This is a genomic window from Caballeronia udeis, assembly GCF_001544555.2.
GTDB classification, from domain to species: Bacteria; Pseudomonadota; Gammaproteobacteria; order Burkholderiales; family Burkholderiaceae; genus Caballeronia; species Caballeronia udeis.
In genome coordinates this window covers 62580-86151 of sequence record NZ_FCOK02000016.1, presented here as the reverse complement: position 1 = coordinate 86151, position 23572 = coordinate 62580, and the positions used below count along the sequence as shown (strand labels likewise).

General features: G+C 63.3%; 8 protein-coding genes (1 of these 8 running past the window's edge). All 8 read left to right on the top strand.

Going from position 1 to position 23572, the window contains the following annotated elements; genetic code table 11:
- Positions 1-36 precede the first annotated feature (36 nt).
- Tightly spaced (at most 43 nt apart), the 8 genes in view from AWB69_RS14115 to AWB69_RS14080 form a layout consistent with a single transcriptional unit that may run on beyond the window.
- The gene (locus AWB69_RS14115) at positions 37-780 is read left to right on the top strand and encodes an SRPBCC family protein (protein WP_062085617.1); all 744 of its coding nucleotides are present in this window, start codon (positions 37-39) and stop codon (positions 778-780) included.
- 16 nt (positions 781-796) lie between these two features.
- Positions 797-1627 (top strand): START domain-containing protein, encoded by an 831-nt coding sequence (locus AWB69_RS14110; protein ID WP_197500233.1) that lies wholly within the window; start codon positions 797-799, stop codon positions 1625-1627.
- A 24-nt stretch (positions 1628-1651) separates the two neighbouring features.
- A complete protein-coding gene (locus AWB69_RS14105; protein ID WP_062085614.1) occupies positions 1652-2449 on the top strand; it encodes an SRPBCC family protein in 798 nt (265 codons plus the stop codon).
- A 33-nt stretch (positions 2450-2482) separates the two neighbouring features.
- Positions 2483-3928: a long-chain fatty acid--CoA ligase gene (locus AWB69_RS14100; RefSeq protein WP_062085612.1), complete on the top strand. Its 1446-nt coding sequence runs from the start codon at positions 2483-2485 to the stop codon at positions 3926-3928.
- A 19-nt stretch (positions 3929-3947) separates the two neighbouring features.
- Positions 3948-4685, top strand: coding sequence for an SDR family NAD(P)-dependent oxidoreductase (locus AWB69_RS14095; protein ID WP_062085610.1), 738 nt, complete (start codon positions 3948-3950; stop codon positions 4683-4685).
- 14 nt (positions 4686-4699) lie between these two features.
- Positions 4700-4966 (top strand): acyl carrier protein, encoded by a 267-nt coding sequence (locus AWB69_RS14090; protein ID WP_062085608.1) that lies wholly within the window; start codon positions 4700-4702, stop codon positions 4964-4966.
- Positions 4967-5009: 43 nt separating this feature from the next.
- The gene (locus AWB69_RS47685; RefSeq protein ID WP_062085606.1) at positions 5010-22328 is read left to right on the top strand and encodes an SDR family NAD(P)-dependent oxidoreductase; all 17319 of its coding nucleotides are present in this window, start codon (positions 5010-5012) and stop codon (positions 22326-22328) included.
- A protein-coding gene (locus AWB69_RS14080; protein WP_062085604.1) for an SDR family NAD(P)-dependent oxidoreductase crosses the window boundary here: on the top strand, positions 22325-23572 show its 5' end (the start). The gene runs 13032 nt beyond the window's last position; only the first 1248 of its 14280 coding nucleotides appear in the window; the start codon lies at positions 22325-22327; its stop codon lies beyond the right edge, outside the window. Before AWB69_RS47685 ends, AWB69_RS14080 begins: the two co-directional genes overlap by 4 nt.

Sequence of the window (23572 nt, the reverse complement as noted above, 5' to 3'; positions counted from 1 at the left end):
GCGCTTAATCCCTAACCACTCGATGGAAACCGAATCATGACACCAGCAAGTGATCCAAGTCTCATCGCCAATTCACCGGCACAGGCCAAACGCAAGAGGGGGTGGTTCAGGTTTGTGCTGTACGGCCTCGCGGCATTGCTCGTGATCGCACTGATTGCGAACTGGGTGTGGGTGGCATCAGGCTCGAATCAATGGAAGCTCGCGACCGACAAGGAAGGCGTTCAAGTCTGGACCTTGAAGACGCCCGGCTCGGGCCTCTTGCTGATCAAAGCGCACACGCGCGTCGACTCCAGGCTCGCGGGCATGATCAAGCTGCTCGAGGATCTCGACAGCTGCGTCGATGCGCACTGCTACGACGGCCGCGTCATCGAGCAACTGCCGAGCGTGCCCGGCCGCTATGCGGCATACGTCACGTTCAAATTCGATCTGAAGGGATTGAAGCCGCGCGAGTACGTGCTGCTGCAAGAGCAGGTGCAGGACCGGGTCACCAGGCAGGTGCGCATCAACATCATCGCCGCACCAGACCGCCTGCCGCGTGACCCATGCTGTGTGCGCATCACGCGCCTGCACAACCACTGGAAATTGACGCCGTTGCCCGACGGCAAGCTCGACATCGATTTCCAGCAAGACACCGATATCGGTGGTCTGCCATACGTCGTAGCCAACCTCGCTTTGATCGAGGGAACGTACCAGATTCTCCACGGCATGCAAGACCTGATGAACATGGAGAAGTACCGCAACGCGCATGTCGGCTACGTCCAAGAGCTCGGCGCCAATTAAATCTATGGGGATCCAGATGGAAGCACAAGTCACGAAGGCGAATATGGAGCCTGATGTGCCGACAGCTCGGCGCAGACGCGGCGGTTTCAGCCTGCGGTCGGTCAAGCGGGCGGCGATGGTATTGGCAGTGATCGTCACGCTGGTCACGCTGGCGAACTGGATCTGGATCATGTCCGGCTCGAACCAATGGAAGCTCGCGATGGACAAGGACGGCACGCAGGTGTACACGCTCAAGTCCCCCGGCTCCGAGTCGCTCAAGGTCCAGGGCGTGCGGGTGTTCCGGGGCATGACCCTCAGCAACCAGATCGCATCGCTTGTCGATGAAAGCATTCAGAACCAGCGAGATTGCGCGAAGTGGGTGACCGGCTGCCTGGGCTACCGGATCATCAAGAACTTTGATAACCGCTCCCTCAGCAACATCACCTTGTGGACGGTCGCCATGTTCCCACCGTTCAAGCCGCGCGAAATGCTGCTTCAGGGTCAGATTCACCAGGATCCGGACACCAAGGTGGTCAGGCTCGAGAACATCGCCGTGCCGAACAAGCTGCCCCCTGATGATTGCTGCGTGCGTATGAACCACATGGACAACATCTGGCGCTATACGCCGCTGCCCGATGGTTCGACCCAGGTCATTGTGGTCTACGACCTCAGTCTGGGCGGTACTTTCCCCGCGATTCTGGAGAATCTGCACGCACCTCAGCTCGTATTCGAACTCCTGTCCAGGGACATCCCGGCATTGCTCGGTCAGCAGAAGTACCGCGATGCCCACCTCGCTTTCCTGGACGAAAGCAAGCCCGTCACGTTCGGCTCGACCAGTCTCGAGGCGTCGCCGGATAACGGGCAATAACGAACTCATCGAATAGAGGTGCAAATGGAAATTCAAACCGTGAACTCGAAGCCCGGGGCCGATGCGCTGGCCGGCACAAGCAAGAAGGGCGGCTTTAGTTTGTTGCGGCTCGTCAAGCGGCTGGTCATCGCGTTGCCGATTGTTGTGATGCTCATCGTGTTCGCGAACTGGCTGTGGCTCATCTCCGGCTCCAATCGCTGGGACCTGAAGATCGACAAGAACGGCACGCAGGTCTACACGATGAAGACGCCGGGCTCCGAGTCGCTCAGGATCCGGGCCGTTACGCAGTCCAGGGAATTCAGCATGAGCAACATCATCGCGCCGGCGCTCGACGAGAGCATCGCGAACGATTGCTCGAAGTGGGTTGCCGGCTGCCAGAGCTACAAGATTCTTACGCCATGGGATCCGCGCAGGCTCAACAACGTGACGATGTGGACCATCAAGCTGTTCCCGCCGTTCAAGCCGCGCGAAATGCTGTTGCAAAACCAGGTGCATGTTGACCCGGTCACCAGGGTGGTGACGCTCGAGAGCCTCGCGGTGCCGAACCATCTGCCGCCCGACAATTGCTGCGTGCGCCTCGAGCACGCTCACAACGTCTGGCGCTATACGCCGATGCCTGATGGTTCCATCCAGGTCGAATTGCTGTACGACCTCGACATGGGCGGCTTCTTCCCGCAGATTCTGCTGAACCTCGGCGCACCCTCTCAGCTATACACGGAGCTCACCGAGCACAATCCGGCCATGCTGCGCCAGGAGAAGTACCGCAACGCCCATTTCGATTTTCTCGACCCGGCCACGAGCGGTGTGAATGCGGCGAATTGACCGGGTGCCGGCGAACACTTTGAGGACACGGTAATGGACTGGATAAAAGAACGTCTCGAGAATTTCGGGGAGCGAATCATCTCGGTCGATGAATCGGGTTCGGCTACCTATGCCGGGTTCGTTGCGAAGACCGAGCAGTGGGGCGAGGCGCTTCGCGGCTGGAACATTGGAGCGGGCGATCGCGTGGGACTGGTGGCGGACTACCACATCGATGTAATTGCGCTCGTCCAGGCGTTGCTCGCGTGCGGATGCATTGTTATTCCGCTTGCCGAGGACGACCGGAGTCTTATCGAGGAGCGCCTGGCCACCGTTGGCGCTTCGCGGCTGATTACCGTTGCGGCACAAGGGCCGATCACGCCCGAGACCACGCAACATCGTGCGCTGCCATCGAGCGGCGCGCCACTGCACGAGCTGCTTGAGCCGATGGTGGCCGAGGGCCGGGCGGGCGTCGTTATCTTCACATCCGGCAGTACGGGCAAGGGCAAAGCCGTGCTGCTCGACTATGAACGCATGGTCAGCAAGTATCGCGAGCGTGTGCGCGCGTCGTTCCGCACGCTGCTGTTCTTGAAGCTCGATCACATCGGCGGCTTGAACACGTTGTTCGCGGTGATCTTCAACGGCGGTACGGTCGTCACTTGCGCTTCACGGCAAGCGAAGGACATTTGCGCCTGCGTCGAACGGTTCCAGGTTGAGCTGCTGCCAACTACGCCGTCGTTCTTGACCATGCTGCTGATGTCGCGCGCGCACGAGCATTACGACCTCTCGTCATTGAAGGTCATCACCTACGGCACGGAGGCGATGCCCGAATCGACGCTCGCCAGCTTGCACGCGACTCTCCCGAACGTGACCTTGAAGCAGACGTATGGCCTCTCCGAGCTCGGCATCCTGGCGACGCAATCGAAGAACTCGTCATCGAAGTGGATGAAGATCGGCGGAGAGGGGTTCGATGTGCAAGTACGCGACGGGGTGCTCTGGATCAAGAGCGCTCAGCCGATGCTCGGTTATCTCAATTCGCCGAGCCCGTTCGATGCCGACGGCTGGTACAACACCGGCGACAAAGTCGAAGTCGACGGCGAGTACTTCAAGATCCTCGGGCGCGAGTCCGAAATAATTAATGTAGCCGGCGAGAAGGTGTTCCCGGTCGAGATCGAGAGCTTTTTGCTCACGCTCGACAACGTGAAGGATGTGGTCGTCCGGAAAAAGCTGAGCCCGGTGGTTGGGCAGATGGTCTGGGCCGAGTGCGTTCTCGAGCGCGATGAAGAGCCGGCGGTTTTCAAGCGCCGCATCATCGAGCAGTGCCAGCAGCATTTGAGCCCGTTCAAGGTGCCAGGGCTCATCACCATCGCAGATCAGCAGAGCCTGGTCGGTACGCGCTTCAAGAAGATCCGCATCAGCAAGACCGAGGCAGTGGCTAAAGACGGAGACGAAGGCGAAGACGACGCAACGCCGCAAGCCGCATTAGAGCAACCCCTTGCATGAGTAAAGCTGAGACAACCAAATGATCGAATCTAGTACACGAGTCGCCGTGGTCAGCGGCGGCAGCAAAGGCCTGGGATTGGCCCTCTGCGAGTCGCTGATTGCAGCCGGCTACAGAGTGGCCACTTTCAGCCGCAACCCGACCTCCGAGCTCGAACTGGCGATCGCGCAAAGCAAAGGCCGGCTCTACTGGGAGTCCGTCGACATCGCCGACGAAGACATGCTCTCGGGCTTCTTGCAACGCGTACGCGAGCAGCATGGCCGCGTGGGCTACCTCGTCAATAGCGCGGGCATGGCGCACGAGGGGATCCTCACGACGATGAAGAGCAAGGACATTTCGCAAATGATCTCCGTCAACCTGGGTGGCGCGATCAGCCTGTCGCAGTTGTGCGTGAAGCAGATGATGGTCCGCGGCGCGGGCGCCATTGTGAATGTGTCATCGGTTGTCGGCGTGCGTGGCTTCAAGGGCGTCGGCGCCTACAGCGCGACCAAGGCCGCGCTCGACGGCCTGACGAGAAGCCTCTCGAGGGAATTGGGGTCCATGGGCGTGCGCGTCAATTCGGTCGCACCCGGTTTCATGGAAACGGAAATGACCCACGGACTCACCGAGCAGCAAAAAGGCCGCATCGTGCGCCAGACGCCGCTGGGTCGCCTGGGGACGGTGGAAGACGTGTCCTCCGTCGTCAAGTTTCTGCTTTCGGACGAATCGAAATTCATCACTGGCCAAACGTTTGTCGTAGACGGCGGATTGACGGTCTGACAGGGGATTAGGAAATGAGCGACGACATCAAGCAAACCATCGAGAAGGTCATCCGCAACATCGCGGCGCAGCGCGATCTCAACCTGCCGGAGCTCACCGACGAGAGCGAAATCGTCGACGACCTCGGCTTCACTTCGCTCACGGTCGCGGCGCTGATCGCCGGCCTCGAAGAGGAACTCGGCATCGATCCATTCCTGCGCGAGGACGTGATGATCACCGACATCCGCACGTTCGGCGATCTTTGCCGCGTCTACACAAGCTGCCTCGAACGCTCCCAGTAATCGGCTGCTGCTGCGAACTGTCTTCTTAAGAGATTAAAGAAAAGTGAATATCAAGGGCGACGATGTTGCGATCATCGGCATGTCCGGAAAATTTCCGGGTGCCGATAGCGTGTCCGCGTTCTGGGACAATCTCTGTGCAGGGCGTGACAGCATCCAGACGATGTCTGATGACGAGCTCAGGCGTAACGGCGTGAGCGAGGCAGACATTGCCGGGCGCAACTATGTGAAAGTCTCGGCGACGTTAAATGACGTCGATCGTTTCGACCCGGGCTTTTTCAAGATCTCGCCATTGGAAGCGGAGCTGATGGATCCCCAGATCCGTCTGCTCCTGCAGTGCGCGTGGGGGACGCTGGAGGACGCCGGCTACGCCGGCCGTGGCCCGCAAAATGTCGGTGTGTTCGCCGGCGGGGGCGGGGTCGCCACCAGCTATTTCGCGAACTTCGTCAACCTTGATGATCGCTTCGAGAAGGTGACTGCCGGCTCGACCCATCTTGGCAACGACAAGGATTTTCTCGCCACCTACGTTTCCTACAAGCTGAATCTGACCGGGCCGAGCATGACGATCCAGACGGCATGCTCGACGTCGATCGTGGCGCTGCATCAGGCGCGGCTCAGCCTGCTTAACGGCGAATGCGACATGGCAATGGCGGGCGGCGTGAGCGTGCGCGTGCCGCACGCTCAGGGCTACCTCTATAAAGATGGCTACATCTTCTCGAAGTCGGGGTGCGTGCGTCCTTTCGATGCGGGTGCCGACGGCGTCGTGTTCGGCAGTGGCGTCGGGCTCGTGCTGATCAAGCGTCTTTCCGACGCTATTCGTGATGGCGACAACATTCACGCTGTCATCAAGGGTTCCGCAATCAGCAACGACGGCAAGGGCAAGATGAGCTATGCCGCAAGCAGCGCGAAAGGCCAGATTGCCTGCATCGGCGCTGCCTTGCGCAATGCCGACGTCGATGCCGCTTCTATCGGGTTTGTCGAAGCCCACGGCACCGGCACCGCGATGGGCGACCCGGAAGAGGTCAAGGCGCTCTCCGCAGCTTTCAAGGAATACACCGGCGAAAAGGGGTTCTGCGCACTCGGTGCGGTGAAGGCGAACATCGGCCACCTCGAAGCGGCGGCCGGCATCGCCGGGTTGATCAAGGCGGTGCTCGTGGTCAAGCACGGCATCGTTCCACCCGCCGTCAATTACAAGGAGCCCAATCCAAGGATCAAGTTCGAGAACACGCCGTTCACCATCGAGCCCGGTCTCCGCCGGCTGGCGCAGGGCCGCACGCCGCGCCGCGCCGCGGTCAACAGTCTCGGGGTAGGCGGTACCAACGCGTTCATTGTGATCGAGCAGCACGCGGCGGCGCAGAGCACGCGCGCAAGGCGCGCGGCCAAACCCGTGATTGTCCCGATCTCGGCCAAATCGCAGGCGAGCCTGCGTGCCTACGCGGAACGGCTGGCCGATTTTCTGGCCGAGCCGGCGGAGCGCATCGATCTGGCCGACGTCGCCTACACGCTGCAAAGCGGCCGCGAGGCGATGGAGTGCCGGGCGGCCTTCGTGGCCGAGGCCGTGCCCGAGCTCATTGCGCTCTTGCGTGCCTACATTGAGAGCGGCGAGACTGTGTTCCCTGAAGGGGAACTGAGCAAGCTCGCGGCGGCTTGGGTTCGCGCGGAGGTGGTGGAATGGCCCAAGCTTCACGCGCTCGCCAAACCCAAACGGGTGTGCCTGCCGACCTATGTCTTCGCCAAAGAGCGCTGCTGGATCGAGGCGACGCCGCCCGCGGCGGGCGTGCTGCAACTGCATCCGCTGCTGCACGCGAACACGTCCGATCTGAATGAGCATCGCTATAGCTCGACCCTGTCCGCGGATGCGTTCTTCCTCAGGGATCACGTGGTACGCGTGAGGCCTCAGGAACAGGGCGACGCGGCGCTCGACAAGGTCCTGCCGGGCGTAGCGGCGCTGGAAATGGCGCGTGCCGCGATCGAGCGTGCCGTCCCCCGGCCGTCGGAGATCCGCGCTTTCGAGCTGCGCGACATCGTGTGGGTCCAGCCGATCATCGTTGCCGCGCACAAGCAAGTCGATATCGCGCTGGTGATGGATGACGCAGACATCGAATTCGAAATCTACAGCGACGACTCCATCATCCATTGCCAAGGTCGTGGCAGTTGGGGCGATCTGCCGGTTCAGGCGAGCGTCAATGTGACCGCGCTCGAGATGTCGATGGGGCTGGACCAATGGGAAGCCGATAGCCTCTATGAGGCCTTCGCGGCCATGGGTTTGCACTACGGGCCTGCGCATCGCGCTATCCAAACCCTGCGGCGCGGCGAGCACGAGTTGCTGGCACGGCTGGCGTTGCCGGCTGCCGCCCGGGCCGGCAGCGAGCATTTCGTCCTTCACCCGAGCCTGATGGACGGCGCCTTGCAGGCCGCAACAGCTTTGCTGGTCGACATGCGCCAGCCGCCCGCCACCGCCGTCGTGCCGTTCGCGCTCGATCGCGTGCGCGTGCTTTCGGCTTGCACCGAAGAGATGTTCGCGTGGGTGCGCCGCACCTCGCAGGCTGAAGCCAATGACAAGTTCGTGAAGCTCGATATCGATTTGTGCGACGTCGAGGGCAATGTCTGCGTGCAGATTCAAGGATTCACGGCGCGCGCGATCGGTCGCGAGCAGCGCGGGGCGCTGCTCGCGACTGAATTATGGAAGCCGGCGATTGCCTCGAGCGTCGCTGCGGCCGATGTCACACGGCACGTCGTGTTGTGCGCGCTGCCCGACATCGACACGCAGGCGTTCGGCTGCGAGACCACGACGTTGCAGGTGAGCGAAGGTAATCTTGCTCACCGCTACGCACAGCTGTCCATGGCATGTTTCGGTATACTGAAGATTGCGATCGAGGATAAGCCGAAGCATCGTACGGTAGTCCAGTTTGTGCTGCCGAGTGGGGAAGAGAATCTGGTGTTCGCCGGGCTTTCTGGACTGTTTAAGACTGCGGCTCTCGAGAATCCGATGGTCGTCGCGCAGCTCGTTTTCACCGATGAGCGTACCGACTCGGCGGCGCTTGCAGCGCATCTCATTGCCGAGAGCAATCAGCCGCACGACGTGCTGATCCGCTATGAAGACCGCGTGAGATATGTCGCGCATTGGCAACTGCTGCAGGAGGAGAGCGCGAATCCGGTCGCCGAAGGCGCTGCGTTCAAGGATCACGGCGTGTATCTCATCACGGGTGGCCTGGGTGGCCTCGGCGCGGTGTTCGCGCGCGAGATCCTGCGGCGCACGGAGCATGCGCGCGTCATTCTGACCGGACGCGCCGCGCCGGCCGATATCGAAGGCTCGGAGGACAAGCGTGCGGTGCTGGCCTCGTTGCAGAGTGGTGGCGGCACGCTCGAATACCGGCAACTGGATCTTGAGGACCCAGACCAGGTCAAGCAGTTGGTTGCCGGGCTCATCAGCGAGCACAAGCAGCTCAACGGCATTTTCCACAGTGCCGGCATGACGGCGGACGACTTCATCCTGAAGAAGACCGCGGACGCGTTCAGCCGCGTGCTCGCACCCAAGGTGCTTGGCACCGCTAACCTCGACGAAGCGACACGCGAGGTCGACCTCGATTTTCTGGTCCTGTTCTCGTCGTTGAGCTCGGCACTGGGCAACCTCGGGCAAGCCGACTATGCCGCCGCCAACGGCTTTATGGATCACTTCGCGACATTGCGCAATCGGTTCGTAGCCGCAGGGCAGCGCTTCGGACGTACGCTCACGATCCGTTGGGCGTTGTGGCAGGACGGCGGGATGCAGGTGAGCGCCAAAGACCGCGCCCGGCTGCGCGAGGAGACCGGCATCGTGCCCATGAGCATGGCGACCGGCTTGCGGATGTTTTATCGCAGCCTCGCGAGCACGTGTGATCAGACGCTCGCCATGGAAGGCGATGTGGCAGCGATGCAGCGGGCTTTGGGTCTTCCGGATGCTGAGGGGGCGCCGTCGCCCAAGCAGGCCCTGGTGGTTCCCGCAGCGCAAGACGTTCTTGCGCACATGCCGGCCGGTGACGTGGCATCGCGGACCCGGGACTACCTGCGCGAGCAGTTGGCCGCGTTGTTGAAGCTGCCGGCGAACAAGGTGGATCCGCAAGCGCCGCTGGAAGATTACGGCATCGATTCGATTCTTGCGCTCGATCTCACTCGCGCGCTCGAGCGCGCCTTCGGTCCGCTGCCAAAGACGTTGTTCTTCGAATACCTGAGCCTTGCCGAGCTCGCCGACTACTTCGTCAAGGCCCATGCGCCAAAGCTCGCGACGCTCCTTGCCAATCACGAGCCGGCGCAGGCATCGGTGCAAGCATTGGCGTCGACGTCTGCCGCATCTGGCGCGAGCATTCGCTTCAGGAGCGTGCGTGCGAACGCGCAGCGCGGCGGCGATGCGGCGCGCGATAGCGCGGATGCGGATCCGATCGCGATCGTCGGCCTGAGCGGCCGGTATCCGGGCGCACCAACTATCGACGCATACTGGGAAGTCTTGCGCGACGGCAAGGATTCCATCATTGAAGTGCCGAAGGATCGGTGGGACTGGCGCGAGTATTACAGCGAGGATCGGACGATCCCGGGGAAGCACTACAGCAAGTGGGGCGGCTTCATCGAAGGCGTCGACGAGTTCGATGCGCGCTTTTTCAATATCTCGCCGCCGGAAGCTGAAACCCTCGATCCGCAAGAGCGTTTGTTCCTGCAGCACGCGTGGATGGCCATCGAGGACGCAGGCTGTACACGCGCCGCCTTGCAGGTGCCGAACCCCGGCGATTTGCCGGCGCAAGTGGGCGTGTATGCGGGCGTGATGTACGGCGAGTATCAACTGCTCGGGGCCGAGGCCAGCCTGCTAGGCAAGCCCATGGGCTTCGCCAGCAATCCGGCGAGCATCGCCAATCGGGTCTCGTATTTTCTCAATCTGCACGGCCCGAGCATGGTGGTGGACACGATGTGTTCGTCGTCGCTGACGGCCATTCACCTCGCCTGCCAGGACTTGAAGCTCGGGCGCACGGCGCTTGCCATTGCCGGTGGCGTGAACGTCACGATTCATCCCAACAAGTATTTGATGTTGAGCGCCGGTCAGTTCATTTCGAGCGACGGGCATTGCCAAAGCTTCGGCGAAGGTGGCGGCGGATACATTCCGGGCGAGGGTGTGGGCGTGGTCGTGCTCAAACGGCTCTCCGACGCCAGGCGCGACGGTAACCAGATCTATGGCTTGATTCGCGGCAGTGCGCTCAGCCACGGCGGCAAGACCAATGGCTATACGGTGCCCAACCCGCAGGCCCAGGCCAGCGCGATTCGCCAAGCCTTGGCCGAGGCGCGCGTCGATCCGCGCCACATCAGTTATGTCGAAGCGCACGGCACCGGTACCAAGCTCGGCGACCCGATCGAGATCGCCGCGCTCAGCAAGGTATTCAACGAACACACCGCCGATACCGGCTTTTGCCTGATCGGCTCGGCCAAGTCCAACATCGGCCATTGCGAGGCTGCCGCAGGCATCGCGGGACTGACCAAAGTGCTGCTGCAGCTCAAGCATCGGCAAATCGTGCCGTCGCTGCATTCGAGCCGCTTGAACCCGCATATCGATTTCGACAGCACGCCGTTCGTCGTCAATCAGACCCTGCGGGCGTGGGACGCGCCGGCGATCGATGGCCGCACGCTCACTCGCATGGCCGGCATTTCGTCGTTCGGCGCAGGGGGGGCGAACGCGCACGTGATCATCGAGGAATACGTGCCTGCGCCAGTGGCGCAGGCAACGCAGCGCCGCGGCGCAGTGATCGTTCCGCTGTCGGCACGTACGGCCGGGCAGCTCGAGCACAAGGCGCGCGATCTGTTGAGCATGCTGCGCGGGCCCGCGCCGATTCCGTCGCTCGAATCCATCGCCCATACGCTCCAGGTCGGGCGCGAGGCCATGAGCGAGCGGTTGAGTCTCGTAGTCGATTCGGAAAACGCCCTGATCGAGAAGCTGCAGGCGTTTCTCAACGGCCAGACCGACGCCGATGGCGTCTATCGCGGACGGCTCAAGCCGGGCCCGGGTGCGGTGCCAGCATCGGGCGAGGCCGCCGCGGGCGAGCTGGACCTGCTCGCGCAGCAGTGGGTCGAAGGCGTCGAGTTGAACTGGCGCAAGCTCCATGCGCTCGCGACGCCGATCGTCAGCCTGCCCGTCTATCCATTCGCCCGCCAACGCCACTGGATCGACGTCAAGGCATTGACCCGGCGCGGCGGCAAGAGTGTCGTGTCTGATGCGCTGCATCCGCTGCTGCATCGCAACGTGTCGGATTTCAACGAGCAGCGCTACGCTGCGAAATTCGATGGCAGCGAGTTCTTCCTGAGCGGCTCGCCCGGCGAGCAACGGCTCGGCGCAGCGGCTTGCCTGGAAATGGCACGCGCGGCGTTCGAAGTTTCGATGCCGGCGAAACGCGAGTTCGGCGTGCTCGAGTTGAGCGAGGTGGCGTGGGCGCTGCCAGGCATCGTCGCCGCGCGGCCTTCGTTATCAATCGCGTTGTTTGATCAGCGCGCTGATCGGGCGAGCTTCGAGATCCATGGCGACGACAATGCCGCACACATGGTCCATTGCCAGGGCCATGTCACGTACGTCGGTGCCCCCGCGCCCGAACGGCTTGATCTCGATGCGATCCGTCGCGCGTTGCCCTCGTCGCTCGTTGAACTGCGGATGCCGGCTGAGCTGGCCGACACGACGGGCGACTACGTTTTGCACCCGGCGCTCTTCGGGGCCGCGTGGGAAGCGGCTGCGGCGTCAGCAGGCGGTGCGGCGCAACCTGTCGCACTTCGTTCGGCAAGGGTCGTACTCGCAGGCACGCAGCCGGTGCTCGCCTCGGTGCGGCCGGCGCCCGGCAAGAGTGCATCTGGCGAGGCGGTGTTTGATATCGACATGTGCGACGCGCACGGGAACGTATGCGTGCAATTGCGCGGCCTGCGCTTTCAGTCGCTCATGTCCGAACACCCTGTCGCTCACGCAGCAATGGTTTCTGGCGCTGCGGTTTTGTCCGCCCCTGCGCAATCCGCACCGCTTGGATTGGCCATCGATGCACCGCGACAGGTCGTGTTCGGCCTCAGCCTGCTGAAGAAACCCAACGCTGTCGCGCTACGCGCGCCGGCCTCGAGCACCGCCGTCGCCGCTCCCCCCGCCACGCGCGGAAAGCCGACGATGGCGCTCGGTGGCGTGCCGTCGGCAGCGGCGCTTCCCGATGAACGCAATGCGGCCGCATCCGTGGAATTGTTCTCCCATGGCAGGGGCGTCTTTGCGATCAAGATCGACGAGCGCGAGAGCGGCAATGTGCTCACGCCTCACCTGATCGATCAATTGCTGGCCGCGATGCGAACGGTCGAAGCGCAGCCGGACGCCAAAGTCTTGATGCTGAGCGGGGCTGACGGCAGCTTCTTGAGGGGGGCTCGCCAGGCGCACGCCGATGCGATCGAGCACAAGCTGTATCGGGTCATCGCCGAGTTCCCTTACCCCGTGATCGCGGTGATGCGCGGTGACGCTTTGGGCGCGGGCTTTATGGTCGGCGCGCTCGCCGACTTCATGGTGTGCGCTCAATCCGCGCACTACGGTTTCACCGATCTGGCCAACGGCCTCAGCCCGGCCGGCGTGCACGCGATCTTCGACGAACGCTTCGGGCGTGCATGCGCGAGCGACCTGCTTTATCTGAACCCGGTGTCCCTTGGCGAGCAGTTGCAGCGCAAAGGCTGGACCTGTCCGGTGCTGCCCGCCGACGAGGTCGATGCCTATGCGCATCGCCTGGCTGCGGATTTGGCGGAGAAGTCGCAGGAATCGCTGCGGCTCTTGAAGCGCCACTTGGCGCGTCACATCGTCCGCGAGGTGCAGGCGCTGGTCCCGGATGTGGCGATGCCACTCGTCGAGACGAGCCCGGGCGCGCTCGCCATCGAGCCGTCGTTCCACTATCTGCAAGTGGCAACGCATGCGCAACAAGCCGTCGTTGTTACGCTTCGCGTTCATCAGCGCGCGCTCGACGCCGACGCGCTCTTAGGGGAGTTCGATGAGCTGGTGCGCCTGATCAACGCGCAGCCGGCTTGCCGCTGCGTCATTCTGGCGAGCGATGATCCGGCTTTCCTGCCTCTTCACGCGGGCAGCAGAGGAGCGGCGCATGTGGCGCTCTCCCTGCAGCGCTCGCTGCAGGCGATCGCTTGTCCCACCATCAGCGTGTTCGATGGCGACGCGATGAGCCTCGCCTGGTTCGTTGGGCTTGGCAGCGACGTGTGCGTGTACAACGGCGACGGCAAGTACGCGTGCGAGGGGTGGCTGCGCGACGGCGCAATCGCGCAAGCAGCGCCCGCCGTTCTTGCCCGGCACTTCGGCGACGAGGCCGCCAAACGGATGTTGATGAACGGCGCCACCTTCTCTGGGGTCGAGCTGCGGCGCCGCTCGGGTGCGATCCAGGTGTTCGAGCCGCAAGAGGTCATGCCGGGCGCTTTGCGTTTGGCCGAAACGTTGGTCTCTTTCCCTGTCGAGGCGTTGGCGGACTGGACTGCCGGAAAGCGCCAGGCCGTGCCGGCACCTGACGATGAACTCGCGCCGGGCGAAGCCGCCGAGGACGTGCCCGCGCCGGAAAATCGCAAACCGATCGTGCTTGAGTTCGGCGTGGTCACGGCCATCTCCCATGCCGATGGCATCCTCGAAGTGCTGATGGAAGATCGTGACGCGAAGAATATGTTCTCCGATGCGTTTTCCGACGGCATGCGCGAAGTCTTCGCACATGTCGAAGCAAGCCACGAGTACAAGGTGGTCGTCATCACCGGCTTCGGCACGTACTTTTCATTGGGCGGCACGTCCGAAACGCTGCTCGCGATCCACGAGGGCCGCGCCAGGTTCACCGACAATCAGGTGTTCCGGCTGCCCCTCTCTTGCAGCGTACCGGTCGTCGCGGCCATGCAGGGTCATGGCATTGGCGCCGGCTGGGCCTTGGGCATGTTCGCGGACTTCGCGATATTCAGCGAGGAGAGCCGTTATTACAGCCCGTATATGAGCTACGGGTTCACGCCGGGTGCGGGCGCCACGCTGATCTTCCCGCGCACGACGGGCTACGACCTGGCGCGCGAAACGCTGTTGACGGCCAGGGATTATTCCGGCACCGATCTCGAAGAGAGGGGGCTGCGCCAAACGGTGCTACCGCGCAACGAGGTGCTCGCCGCTGCGATGGACCTCGCGCGCGCGATCGCGCAAAACGAACGAAAGCGCCTCGTTGAGATCAAGCGCCGATGGACTGAGGCGCAGCAGCTGCCGCTCGAGGAGACACTGGCGCTCGAGCTCGCCATGCACGAGCGTACCTTTGTCGGACAGGCCGATACGTTGGCCCGGATTCAAAGCCGCATCGGGGCTCAAGTTGCCGGTCCGGCGCAGGCCGTGGCGAGGCCGCCGGTTGCCACGCCCGCCAGCGTGCCGCAAGGCAACGCGAGCGTGGGTCTGGATGCTGTCGCAGCTAGCCTGCGGCAACTGCTGGCGCACGAGCTGCGGATACCGGAGCACGAAATCGGCGACGACGAGCCGTTCGTTTCGCTGGGCCTCGACTCCATCACCGGCGTCACATGGATTCGCAAGATCAACGAGATCCATGCGACTGCCATCGAGGCGGTCAAGGTCTACAGCTATCCGACGCTCATTCAGCTTGCGCGCCATGTCCTCGAGCTGACGGGCGCGTCTGTCGCTGACCCTCTCGCGCCTGCTGTGCTGCCTGCAGTCACTCTGGCCGAGGAGGCGGCGCCTCGGGAAGCTGCCGTTCCCGCCATTGCCGCCCATCTGCGCACGCTGCTAGCGCACGAGTTGCGCATGGACGAGCACGAGATCGGTGACACCGAGCAATTTGTCGATCTGGGGCTGGACTCAATCACCGGCGTGACCTGGATCCGCAAGATCAACGAGACGTACGGTACCTCGATCGAAGCGATCAAGGTGTACAGCTATCCGACCCTGGAGCGCTTGAGCGGCTTTGTTGCACAAGAGGCGGCGAAGGCCGGTACGCTCGTCGGGCCGTCGGTTGTCGAGCGCGCCGGTCAGCCGGTCCTTCAGCCCGTCATTCAGCCCGCCACTCACACTATTGTCACGCCGGCCGTCATTTCGCTTGCGTCCTGGCGCGAGCCGAGCCGCACGAAGACGGCAGCGGCACCGCGCGCGGCGAGCGACGACGCCATTGCGGTGATCGGTTTGGCCGGGCAGTTCCCCCACGCGAAGGATCTGGATGCGTTCTGGCGCAATCTCGCGGAAGGACGGGATTGCGTGGACGAGGTGTCGAGAACCCGTTGGGACATCGACCGCCATTACCAAAAAGGCGACGCCGCGCCCGGTAAGACCTACAGCAAATGGATGGGCGCACTCGACGAATACGATCTGTTCGACCCCGCGTTCTTCAACATTTCGCCTCGCGAAGCGAGAAGCATGGATCCGCAGCAGCGTCTGTTCCTGCAGGCCTGCTGGAATGGCATCGAGCACGCCGGCTACGATCCGAAGGCGCTCGCGGGCAGCCGCTGCGGTGTCTTCGTCGGCAGCTCGGCGAGCGACTATCACCAGTTGTCCCGGCGCGAGCAGCTGAGCGGCCAAGGGTTTACCGGCGCAGCGCCGTCGATCCTCGCCGCGCGCATCGCGTACTTTCTCGATTTGCACGGCCCTGGCTTGTCGATCGACACCGCTTGCTCGTCGTCGCTGGTCGCCATTGCCAGTGCCTGCGACAGCCTCCTCTCCGGCGGCAGCGATCTGGCCTTGGCTGGCGGCGTCAACGTACTGTCCGGTCCGTCCATGCACATCATGACTTCGCAACTGGGCATGCTCTCGCCCGACGGACGCTGCAGCACCTTCGACGATCGCGCCAATGGCATCGTACTTGGCGAGGGCGTTGGCGTGGTCGTGCTCAAGCGTTTCGCCGATGCTGAACGCGACGGCGACTGCATCCACGGCATCGTGCGGGGCTGGGGCGTCAATCAGGATGGCAAAACAAATGGCATTACCGCACCGAATGCGGAATCGCAGGCACAGCTGCAGCACGAGGTCTACGACCGGTTTTGCATCGACCCGGCCGGCATTGGCCTGATCGAGGCGCACGGCACCGGCACGCCGCTGGGCGATCCGATCGAAGTGGCGGGGCTGAAGTCGTCCTTCCAACGCTATACGGAGCGTCGCGCTTACTGTGCGCTCGGTTCCGTGAAGAGCAATATCGGCCATTGCCTGACGGCTGCCGGCGTGTCGGGATTCATCAAGGTGCTGCTTGCGCTCGAGCACGAGCAGTTGCCTCCGACGGTTCATTACAAGCGGCTCAATCGACACATCGCGCTGGAGAATTCGCCGTTCTACATCAACGACTCGCTGCGCACATGGCCACGCAATGACGACGAGCCGCGCCGTGCAGCGGTCAATTCGTTCGGCTTCAGCGGCACGAATGCGCACGTCGTCGTCGAGGAACACCGTGACCGGATGCGTCGTGCAGACGAACCCCCCCGTGCCGTGCTGGTTCCGCTGTCCGCACGAAGCGCTGACCAGTTGATGCAAAAGGTGCACGACCTGCTCGCGTTCCTGCGTGCGCGAAAGGGCCCGGCGCTGGATTTGCAGCGCATCACCTATACGCTGCAGGTCGGACGCGAGGCGATGAACGAGCGACTGGCATTCATCGTGGCCTCCGTCGATGAGCTGATCGAGAAATTGCAGGCTGTTGCCGGTCAAGCGCAGACCGATGGCCGTGTGTCGGTCGCAGGTGCCTATCGCGGACAAGTCGCAGACAAGAACGACATGCCGCACGCGTTGTACGCCGACGCCGACTTCCAGACGATGGTCGGCAAGTGGCTCGACCAGAAGGCGTATCCAATGCTCGGCGAGCTCTGGAGCAAGGGCTTGCGTCTCGATTGGACACGCCTGTACACCGACGGCACGCCGCGGCGCACGGCGCTGCCTGCGTATCCGTTCGCGAAGGAACGCTATTGGATCGATGAGGCCGATGATGTGCCGCATGCCTCGGCTGCAACATTGCATCCTCTGGTGCATGTCAATACGTCTAATCTGAGCCGGCAGGCGTACCGCACGGCATTCAGCGGCAGCGAGTTCTTCTTGCATGACGAGTCAGGCCGCAGCTCACGGCAATTGCCGGCATCGGTCTATCTGGAAATGGCTCGCGCCGCGGTGGTGGACGCCACCCCGGATTCGGAGGCGGCTTGCGCACTCGAGCTCCGCGATGTCGAATGGATGCCGGCGGACGGGATCGGGCCGCTCGCAATCGAGCTTGCCGCGCTTCGCAATGGCGCCGTCGCGTTCGAGGTTCGCGATGCGCAAGGCGGCGCGGTCCGCTGCATCGGCAGCGCAACGCTCCTGGCGGGGGCGGCGCCCGTCATGCTGGACCTCGCTCTGCTGCGGCAGCAACTGGCACCGCAAGGCGCGCCGTCGGTTCGCCATCGCGCCGTGCGGGAGATTTTCGCCGGGCATCAAGAGCAGCTGCTTCACCTGGTGGTGCCGGAGTCGGAAGCCGCGACTCTCGCGCAATACGTACTCCATCCGAGCCTTCTGGATGGTGCGCTTCAAGCCGCTTTCGCGCTCGCCGCCGGCACGAGCGCTACGCCGCTCACCACGGCGATGCTGGATTCGCTTCGCGTTCTGTTGCCTTGTGCAAGGGACATGTTCGCGTGGGTTCGGCGTGGGAGCAATACGCACACGATCGACATTGATCTGTGCGATCAGGACGGCCGTGTCTGCGTTTGCATCAAGGGCTTCGCGTTGCGCACGGCGCAAGCCACGGGTGTCGGTCAGTTGAGCGTATCGCCGGCTGCGATCGAGCTGCCCGGGCCTGCGGCGGCAGGCACGGGGCCTCGCGAGGCGGGTCCTGTTGCGGGCTCGCCGTGCATTGATTTGTCGCCGCCGACGGCGGCGTCCGCGCCGGCAATTTCGCAGGAGCAATTGCAACGAGAGCTGAAAGCGAGCCTCGCCGAGGTGCTGTTCATGCAGCCCTCCGACGTCAGCATCAACAAGTCGTTCACGGAGCTGGGGCTGGACTCGATCATCGGCGTCGAGTGGGTGAGCGCGATCAACACGCAGTACGGAACCGATATTGCCGCGACGCGTGTGTACGACTACCCGAGCGTCAAGGATCTCGCGGCCCATCTGGCCGCGCAGATCAGCGCAGCCGCGCCGCTCGACGTTGCTCCGGTTGTGCAGGAGCAGGCCATGGCCGTGCAGCCGGCCCCTCAGCCGGTGCGCGTGGTTCAGGCTGTAACGACATCCGTCCCGGTGATCTCGCTGGAACAACTGCAGCGCGAGCTGAAAGCGAGCCTCGCCGAGGTGCTGTTCATGCAGCCCTCCGACGTCAGCATCAACAAGTCGTTCACCGAGCTGGGGCTGGACTCGATCATCGGCGTTGAGTGGGTCAATGCGATCAACACGCAGTACGGAACCGATATCGGCGCGACGCGTGTGTACGACTACGCGAGCGTCAAGGATCTCGCGGCCTATCTGGCCGCGCAGATCAGCGCGGCTGAGCCAGGCGAGGTCGCCGCGGCTGTCCAAGAGCATCACGCTGTCATGCCGTCTGTTGCGCTCACCACGCCGATCCCGGCGTCCGTGGTGGCGCCGCGTGCTCGCGCTGTAAGCCGGTTCGCGAGGGACGAGGCCATCCGCTTCGCACCCAAGTACGACCAGCACTACAAGGATCTGTACTTTTACAGCCCCGATGGCGAAGGCGACTTCGAGGCTGATGGCGAGTTCTCGGTACGGTACCGCTTCAGCCCCGAGACCAACGTCTGCCTTCAGGAGCACGTCGTGTTCGGCGAGCACCTGCTGCCCACCGATACCTATGTCGAACTGGTCCATAGCGCATGCCGAAGCTACTTCGACATGCAAAACATTTGTCTTTCGCGCATCAGTATCGTCAATCCGCTGCTCGGGAACAAGGGCCGTGACAGTCACGTCAAGGTCGTGTTCCGCCGCAACGGTGACGAGCTGCAGTTCTTCGTCAAGTCGAGCCCGACGCCGGGCTTCGAAAACGACAAGCTGCATATGCAAGGCTTCATCGCGCTTGCGAACGCGTCGCCTCGGCCGGCGTTGTTGCGGGGTTTTGCGGTGGAAAAGACGCTGAGCGGTACGGAGATACCGACCAACGTCGGTATCTACTACGCGCCGCTGCAGACGTTGAGCTTCGGCGCTTCGGCGGCGCACGGAGACATCCGCATCCGCGAGCACGGCTTTACCTTCCTCGTCAGTCCCTTCGCGTTGTATGGAGGCCTGTGCACCGTCATCAACTACGCCGCGCATCTGGCCACCAAGCATTACGGGGTCAGCGACGACCAGTTCCTGCCGCATCGAATCGGCGAGCTCGCCGTGTCCGGCGCACTCGATGCGCGCGAGTACCGTTGCTACGCCGAGATCAGGGCGTTGGAGCGCGACGCGATCGAGTTCTATTTCGAGATCGTCGATGCGGCTGGCCTTGCGGTGCTCGTGGTCGATACCATCACCTTGCGCCGGGTCGGGGGAACCACGATCCGGCAGCAAGCGGCCGCGGCCCGCAGCGTCGTGACGGATCGTCCCGAGCGTGCACGCGCCAGTCGTGGCGTGCAGGAAGAAAAGATCGCGATTATCGGCATGGCCTGCCGTTATCCGAAGAGCGAGGATGTCACGGCGTTCTGGGAGAACCTGAAGGAGGGCAGGGATTGCGTCACCGAAATTCCCGCCGAGCGCTGGGCCGACTTCGGAGATTGGTATCACCCCGATCCGCGGCATCCGCACACGTCCTACTCGAAGTGGGCCGGGATGCTCGAGCGCATCGACACCTTCGATCCTCTCTTCTTCGGCATTTCCCCGGCTGAGGCCGAGCTGATCGAGCCGCAGCAGCGGATCTTCCTCGAGGAATGCTGGAAGACGATCGAAAGCGCGGGCTACGCGCCCGGTGCGCTGTCGAACACTGCTTGCGGCGTGTACGTGGGCTGCGCAAGCGGCGACTACGTCAGAGTCCTGAACAACGAAAACCAGGACACGGCCGGCGCCGCGTTCATGGGCACGTCCACGGCCATTCTCGCGGCGCGGATCTCCTATTACCTGAATCTCAAGGGCGCGGCGCTGGCGATCGATACGGCATGCTCGTCGTCGCTCGTGGCCGTGCATCTCGCCTGTGAAAGCATCCGCTGCGGTGATAACGAGCTCGCGCTGGCGGGTGGCATCAATCTGCTCGCCACGCCGATTGGGCACATCCTGACGTCGCAGGTGGGCATGCCGTCGCACCATGGACGTTGTGCGACGTTCGATGCGGCCGCCGATGGCATCGTCTTCTCCGAAGGCTGCGGCGTGCTGCTGCTCAAGCCGCTGTCGAAGGCGCTGGAAGACAATGACCGGATCCTCGGCGTCATCTCGGCCTCGGGTACCAATCAGGACGGAAGGAGCAACGGGATCACCGCGCCGAGCTCCAAGGCGCAGGAGCAGCTCCTGGGCGAGATCTACGGGAAGTTCGACATCGATCCGCGCCGCATCAGCTTGGTCGAGGCGCATGGAACCGCAACGCCTCTGGGCGACCCGATCGAAGTCGGTGCGCTCAACTCGGTATTCCGCGCCTCAGGCGTCGGGCGCGATGGCTGCGCGCTCGGCTCGGTCAAAAGCAATATCGGTCATACGGGCTTTGCCGCAGGCGTGGCCGGCATGGTGAAGGCGCTGCTATGCATCCAGCACCGCAAGCTCGTGCCTTCGATCCACTATCAAACGCCGAACCCGCATATCGACTTCACGTCTTCGCCGTTCACCGTCAACACCGAGTATCGCGACTGGGAATGCGGCGGGCCGCGTGTTGCAGCGGTCAGTTCGTTCGGTTTCAGCGGGACGAACGCTCATGTGGTGATCGAGGAATACCCGTGCGACGAGACGGCCGAGCCGCGTGCGCACAGCGCCGCGCCGCGCAATGAAGTGGCGGTGCCGTTATCGGCGCGCGCCGGGGCGCAGCTCAAGCAGCAAGTCGCCAATCTGCTGGAGTTCCTGCGCGCGGCGCGAGAGCCCGTCGATTTGCAGCGCCTTGCGCACACGTTGCAGGTCGGGCGCGACGCCATGGAGCATCGCGTTGGCTTTGTCGTCAATTCGGTGGACGAGCTCGAGCGCACGCTGCAGGGCTATCTCGATGGCAAGCAGCGTCTTGACGGAGCCTATCGCGGTGCGACAACGCGCGATGACGAAGCGTTGTCCGTATTTGCCGACGACGAGGACATGCGCCGTGTCATCGAGCAGTGGTTCGCACGCGCCAATCTGCACAAGCTGATGAACCTGTGGGCGCGCGGTATGGATCTGGATTGGAGTGACCTGTATCGCGGTGAGCGTCTGCGGCCGCTCTCGCTGCCTACGTACCCGTTCGCCAAGGAAAGCTACTGGCCCCGCCCGGGCTCGGGGGCGCCGCGAGCCGCCATTGCGCGTGCAGCAGCACACTTGCATCCGCTGCTTCATCGCAATACCTCCGATCTGAGCCATCAGCGCTATGAAAGCCGCTTCGACGGCAGCGAGTTCTTCCTCGCCGCTCACCAGGTCAAGGCACGTCCGGTGCTGCCGGCGGTCGTGTACCTGGAGATGGTGCGCGCCGCCATCGAGGATGCGCTGCCGGCCGGGCATGCCTGCCAGCAGTTGAAGCTGGATCATGTGGCCTGGGCTCAGTCACTCGTCGTCACCGGGCCGCGGCGGGTTGCTGTCGTTGTTTTCGCCGAGACCGACGGGCAGATCGACTTCGAAGTGACGAGCTGCGTTGATGACGATGGCCAGGATGGTCAGGAAATCCTGCACTGCCAGGGGCATGGTGTGCCCGGGCCGGCGGCTGCCGTGCCGCCGCTCGATCTGCCGCAGCTCATGCAGAAGATGACGCGCGGGCGAATCGATGCGGCGGCGCTGTATCCGAGGTTCGCGGCAATGGGCCTCGAGTACGGCCCCGCGTTCCAGGGCATCGTCGCGATCCATCAAGGCGGGGGCGAGCTGCTGGTCGAGCTGCGCCTGCCGGATGCGGCGAGGCAAGCGCAAGACTACGTGCTGCATCCGAGCCTGATGGATTCCGCGCTGCAAGGCTCGATCATGCTGATTGCAGGCGATGACGCTGCCGGTGCGAGGCCCGCGCTGCCGTTCGCGCTCGAGTCGCTGCGCATCGTCTCCGCCTGCACGAGCGACATGTTCGCGTGGGTGCGTCGCACGGACCGTGCGGCGGGCGCTTCACAGGAGTTGATCAAGGTCGACATCGATCTGTGTGATTGCAGCGGCACGGTTTGCGTGCAGATGCACGGCTTTTCCTCAAGGCCGATGACCGCAGCCAGCGTTGCTGCCGACGACGGAAGCCAGCTCCTGTCGATCATCGAACGGGTTCTCAAAGACGAACTTTCCGCCGATGAAGCGGTGGAAATGACCAGGTTGGACATATGAGAAGAGAGCTGGAAGGTATCTATCGCGAATTGACCGCAGGCACACTTTCGCAGCAAGACGCGTTGCGGAGGATCAAGTCGTTGCGAGAGGTCTATCGCAACGAGTCTCACGCTTCGCTGCTGGCATCGGCGAGGTGGGAACCTGCCGCATTGCCGACAGGTATGGCGGCGCCGGCCTCAGCCTCAGCGGATGAGCACTACCACGTTCTCTTTTACGGCCTGCCGGCGACAACCGTGCGGGCAGTGATGCCGGCGCTGGCGGCGCACGAATGCGTGGCGCTGACATCGGAGCCCGGCGACGATGTAGCGCAGGCCTATGCCCGCGTCGCGCTTGCTGTTTTCAGTGCGGTCAAACGTGTCTTGCAGGCGAGGCCGACCACGCGCGTGCGCGTGCAGCTGGTTGTCGGCATGAACGAAAACGCGGAGCTGCTGACGGGCGTAGCGGGCCTGTTCGAAACAGCAGCGCTGGAAAATCCCCACATCGCCGGACAGATCGTATTCGTACAAGCCGATGTCGATGCCGCGAGCCTCGCCGGGCAACTGCGTGCCGATGCGCGGCAGTGGCATGACAAGGTGGTTCGCCATGCCGCCGAGGGCCGCCTCGCGCGGCGCTGGCACAGCGTCGACGATGCCACGCCCGCTGCGGGTGCCGGCGCTCGCCCGCGCGGCATGTTCAAGGAAGACGGCGTCTATCTGATCACGGGCGGACTGGGCGGCCTGGGCCGGTTGTTCGCGAAGGAAATCCTCGGCACGTGCACGCGTGCGCGGGTCATCCTCACCGGCCGCAGCGCGCTTGACGACACGAGGCAGGCGCTCTTGAGATCGTTGCAGCCGCATGGCGAGCTTCGCGCCGAGTATCACCAGCTCGATGTCGTCGACTCCGGGCAGGTGGGAGAGAGGGTGTCGGCGATCGTGCGCGAGCATCGCCAGCTGAACGGCATCATCCACAGCGCCGGACTGTTGCGCGACGAATTCATCCTGAAAAAGAGCGCGGCGACGTTTGACGAAGTGCTCGCGCCGAAGGTCGCGGGCAGCCACCATCTGGATCAGGCCAGCCAGTCGCTCGAGCTGGACTTCTTGCTGCTGTTTTCTTCCATCGCTTCCTGGGCGGGCAACCTGGGACAGGCCGACTATGCGGCCGCCAATGGGTTCATGGATGAGTTTGCCGGCTATCGCAATCGGCTCGTTGCGGCCGGCAAGCGCCGTGGGCAGACGCTGGCCATCGCCTGGCCGCATTGGATCGAT

Excerpts from the sequence above, each read along its gene's own strand:
- AWB69_RS14115 (WP_062085617.1), top strand. The coding sequence starts at position 37 with ATGACACCAGCAAGTGATCCAAGTCTCATCGCCAATTCACCGGCACAG.
- AWB69_RS14110 (WP_197500233.1), top strand. The coding sequence starts at position 797 with ATGGAAGCACAAGTCACGAAGGCGAATATGGAGCCTGATGTGCCGACA.
- AWB69_RS14105 (WP_062085614.1), top strand. The coding sequence starts at position 1,652 with ATGGAAATTCAAACCGTGAACTCGAAGCCCGGGGCCGATGCGCTGGCC.
- AWB69_RS14100 (WP_062085612.1), top strand. The coding sequence starts at position 2,483 with ATGGACTGGATAAAAGAACGTCTCGAGAATTTCGGGGAGCGAATCATC.
- AWB69_RS14095 (WP_062085610.1), top strand. The coding sequence starts at position 3,948 with ATGATCGAATCTAGTACACGAGTCGCCGTGGTCAGCGGCGGCAGCAAA.
- AWB69_RS14090 (WP_062085608.1), top strand. The coding sequence starts at position 4,700 with ATGAGCGACGACATCAAGCAAACCATCGAGAAGGTCATCCGCAACATC.